Origin of the sequence: Caballeronia sp. (genome assembly GCF_049581465.1) — a bacterium.
Classification (GTDB): Bacteria; Pseudomonadota; Gammaproteobacteria; order Burkholderiales; family Burkholderiaceae; genus Caballeronia.
The window spans coordinates 1-3,297 of the sequence record NZ_JBAUSA010000177.1; the positions used below are offsets into that span (position 1 = coordinate 1).

The window sequence follows — 3,297 nt, forward strand, 5'->3', positions numbered from 1 at the left end:
GCCTTGCGCGCGGTGGCTTTCGGATCGAGGACGAACTGGATATCGACGGGCATGTGCCAGAAATCACGCGCCATATCGGCAATACGACCCGAAAACTGGCTTTTGACCCAGTCGAGCTTGAAGCGATTGGGCGCGGCGATACGCAAGGTGCTCGCGTCCGCGTCAAAATCGACGGGGGCCAACGGTTTGATCCACGTGACGTACTGCTGCGGCGTAAGTTCTCGCTCCAGCAATGCGGAACAGTGTTGCCAGAAATCGTTCATCGAGTGCAGTCGTTTAGGGGTTTCGCCGTGGCCTGCGACCGCCCTCGCCGCCCATGGGCGACAAGACTCGGCGCGAACGGGCAGACATGCGCCGGCGCTTGTCCGCCAAGGGTTTCAAGGCGGATCAGCGCGCCGGAGCAGCGGGCGGATACTTGGGATCGAGCCGAGATTCTAACGCCAAATGGACCCTCGACGCGAGTTATCCACAGGGCCGGAACACTGGTTTACCCTTTCCTGGACACGTAACGGAAACCGGGCTCATGCCCGATAAGCTATTGACGGTCAATAGGAAAACGGTTTAAATAGCGGGTTCCGCAAAACCCGAATTCCTGCGCCAACGGCGTTCGCATGACTTCGCGAGTGCCGCGCGGTCCGTTCGCGGTCCGTAAATTACCCAGTAACTACCCAGTACTTCTTACCCAAGTACACCCAAGTGAAGTGAGACCAACATGAAACGTACTTACCAACCTTCCGTCACCCGTCGCAAGCGTACCCACGGCTTTCGCGTCCGCATGAAGACGACAGGTGGCCGCAAGGTGATCAACGCTCGTCGTGCGAAGGGCCGCAAGCGCCTGGCAGTTTAAGGGCTGCTTTTGACGGCAAGCACCGGCACTCGCCCAGAAGCGGGCGAAGGCCTGGCGCCAGGCACCGCAAGCTCCGGACAGGAAACCAGTCAGTTGCGAGCGCGGGCCGCGTTCCCCAAGGCCGCCAGGCTGCTGAAAACGGATGAATACTCATCCGTTTTTCGTTTGCGCCCCTGGCGCCGGTCGCCGCACTTTGTGCTGTATGGCATGCCAACGGGAAACGAAGCGCGACTCGGCTTGGTGATCGGCAAGAAGTTCGCGCCGCGCGCGGTGACGCGCAACCTGATCAAGCGGCTAGCACGCGAGATTTTCAGGCTGCGGCGCGCCGAACTTGGCGGCTGGGACATTTTGCTGAGATTGCACACGAAGATCGACCGCAAGGCCATGCCGAGCGGGAAATCGACGCCGCTTCGCACGTTGTGTCGTGAGGAAATAGAGGGGTTGATCGATCGTGCGGTGCGTGAAGCTGCACGTCGCATGGCAGAAACTGCCGCCCCGGCTATCCTGAAAGATCCACCCACGCCTCCCAGCCCATGAGCGCGGACGCGGTAATCCGGCTCGCCAGCAGGGTGCACGGCAAGCGCCGGATGTCCGAAGAAACGCGAATCCTATGCAAACGGCACGAACTGCACAAACGGCTTTAATGGCCCTATTGCGCTTCTACAAGGTTGCTGTGAGCCCCATGCTCGGCAACCGGTGCCGCTTTTACCCGTCTTGTTCCGACTACGCGCGCGAGGCAATCCAGTATCATGGCGCCGCGCGCGGCTCAATGCTCGCAGCAAGACGCTTATGCCGCTGCCATCCGTTTTCGGCTGGTGGCATCGACTTGGTTCCCATGCCTGGCAACGCTCCCGACTGCGCCATGAAGCAAAACGCGCAGCAAAATGGCGTGCCGGCGGCCGAACCGGTCGGCAGTCCTGCCCCGAACTCATCGAATTTATCTGCTTCAGCCGAATCACCCGATCCGGCCGGGCCAGCAAATTCAAACTCCCACGGCGCCCATAACGCGCCCTTCGATCGACACTGAGACAACGCATGGATATCAAACGCACCGTCCTATGGGTCATCTTTTTCATGTCGGCTGTCATGCTGTTCGACAACTGGCAGCGAGACCATGGGCGCCCGTCGATGTTCTTCCCAAGCGCCGTTCCGACCAAGACGGCCGGCGGCGCAGCACCGGGAACGACTACGCCGGGCACGCAGGCCTCGGACTTGCCGGGTACGCCGGGTGAAGCACCGGGAACGTCCGCCGCCGACGCAAACGCGCCGGTGACCGCTGCAGACCAACTCGTGAGCTTCTCGACGGACCTCTACTCCGGCCAGATCGATAAGCGCGGCGGAACGCTCTCGAAGCTTTCTCTTCTGAAAGAAGGCGACGGCAAGCAACCCGACATGTACATCACGCTGTTCGATCACACCGCCACGCACACGTATCTCGCGCGCACCGGCTTGCTCGGCGGCGACTTCCCGAACCACAACGACGAGTTCACGCCGGTTCCAGGCGGGCAAACGTCAATGGGCGACGGCAACACGCTGAAGCTTGCGTTCGAGTCACCGGTCAAGGGTGGCGTGAAGGTCATCAAGACCTACACGTTCACGCGCGGCAGCTATGTGATCAATGTCGATACGAAGGTGCAGAACGTCGGCACGGTGCCGGTCACGCCGCGCCTCTACATGGAACTCGTGCGCGATAGCCAGCCAGTGGAAACGCCGCGCTTCTCGCATACCTTCATTGGGCCGGCTGTCTACACCGAGCAGCATCACTTCCAGAAGATCAACTTCACCGATATCGACAAGAACAAGGCCGATTTCACACCTTCCGCCGATAACGGCTGGATCGCGATGGTGCAGCATTACTTCGCGTCGGCATGGATTCCTGAGCAAGGCGCGAAGCGCGATTTCTACGTGCAGAAGATCGACCCGGCGCTGTATCGCGTGGGCATGCAGCAGCCGCTGCAGACCATTGCGCCGGGACAGACCGTCGACGTGCAGGCGCGGCTTTTCGCCGGTCCTGAGGAAGAGCAGATGCTCGCGGGCGTGGCGCCGGGTCTCGAGCTGGTGAAAGACTACGGCATGGTGACGATCATCGCTAAGCCGCTGTTCTGGCTTCTTGGCAAGATCCATGGCGTTGTCGGCAATTGGGGCTGGGCGATCATCCTGCTCACGCTGCTCATCAAGGCCGTGTTCTTCCCGCTGTCGGCCGCGAGCTACAAGTCGATGGCCCGCATGAAGACCATCACGCCGCGCATGACGCAATTGCGCGAACGCTATAAGGGCGATCCGCAAAAGATGAATGCGGAATTGATGCAGCTCTATAAGACCGAGAAGGTGAATCCGTTCGGCGGGTGCTTGCCCGTCGTCGTTCAGATCCCGGTGTTTATTTCGCTGTATTGGGTGTTGCTCTCGTCGGTGGAAATGCGCGGCGCGCCGTGGGTGATGTGGATCAAGGA

At 60.6% G+C, this 3,297-nt stretch carries 4 protein-coding genes and 1 pseudogene; 4 read left to right on the forward strand and 1 reads right to left on the reverse strand.

Annotated elements, in window-relative coordinates; all coding sequences use genetic code 11:
* On the reverse strand, positions 1–263 hold a 263-nt coding region (locus WCA53_RS04455; protein ID WP_423905968.1), incomplete at its 3' end, for a DnaA N-terminal domain-containing protein.
* 449 nt (positions 264–712) lie between these two features.
* Here WCA53_RS04455 and rpmH point away from each other — a divergent pair.
* The 4 genes and pseudogenes from rpmH to yidC form a co-directional block, all read left to right on the forward strand.
* Positions 713–847 carry a 50S ribosomal protein L34 gene (gene rpmH, locus WCA53_RS04460; protein ID WP_237574535.1) on the forward strand — a complete coding sequence of 45 codons (135 nt, stop codon included), beginning with the start codon at positions 713–715 and terminating at the stop codon, positions 845–847.
* Between the two features lie 9 nt (positions 848–856).
* On the forward strand, positions 857–1,384 hold the full coding sequence (gene rnpA / locus WCA53_RS04465) for a ribonuclease P protein component (RefSeq protein ID WP_423905975.1): 528 nt from the start codon (positions 857–859) through the stop codon (positions 1,382–1,384).
* 73 nt (positions 1,385–1,457) lie between these two features.
* A pseudogene (yidD, locus tag WCA53_RS04470) lies at positions 1,458–1,694 on the forward strand (membrane protein insertion efficiency factor YidD); the annotation flags it as partial.
* Between the two features lie 188 nt (positions 1,695–1,882).
* Positions 1,883–3,297: membrane protein insertase YidC (gene yidC, locus WCA53_RS04475; protein ID WP_423905979.1), on the forward strand; the 1,415-nt coding region annotated here is incomplete at its 3' end.

Excerpts from the sequence above, each read along its gene's own strand:
- rpmH (WP_237574535.1), top strand. The coding sequence starts at position 713 with ATGAAACGTACTTACCAACCTTCCGTCACCCGTCGCAAGCGTACCCAC.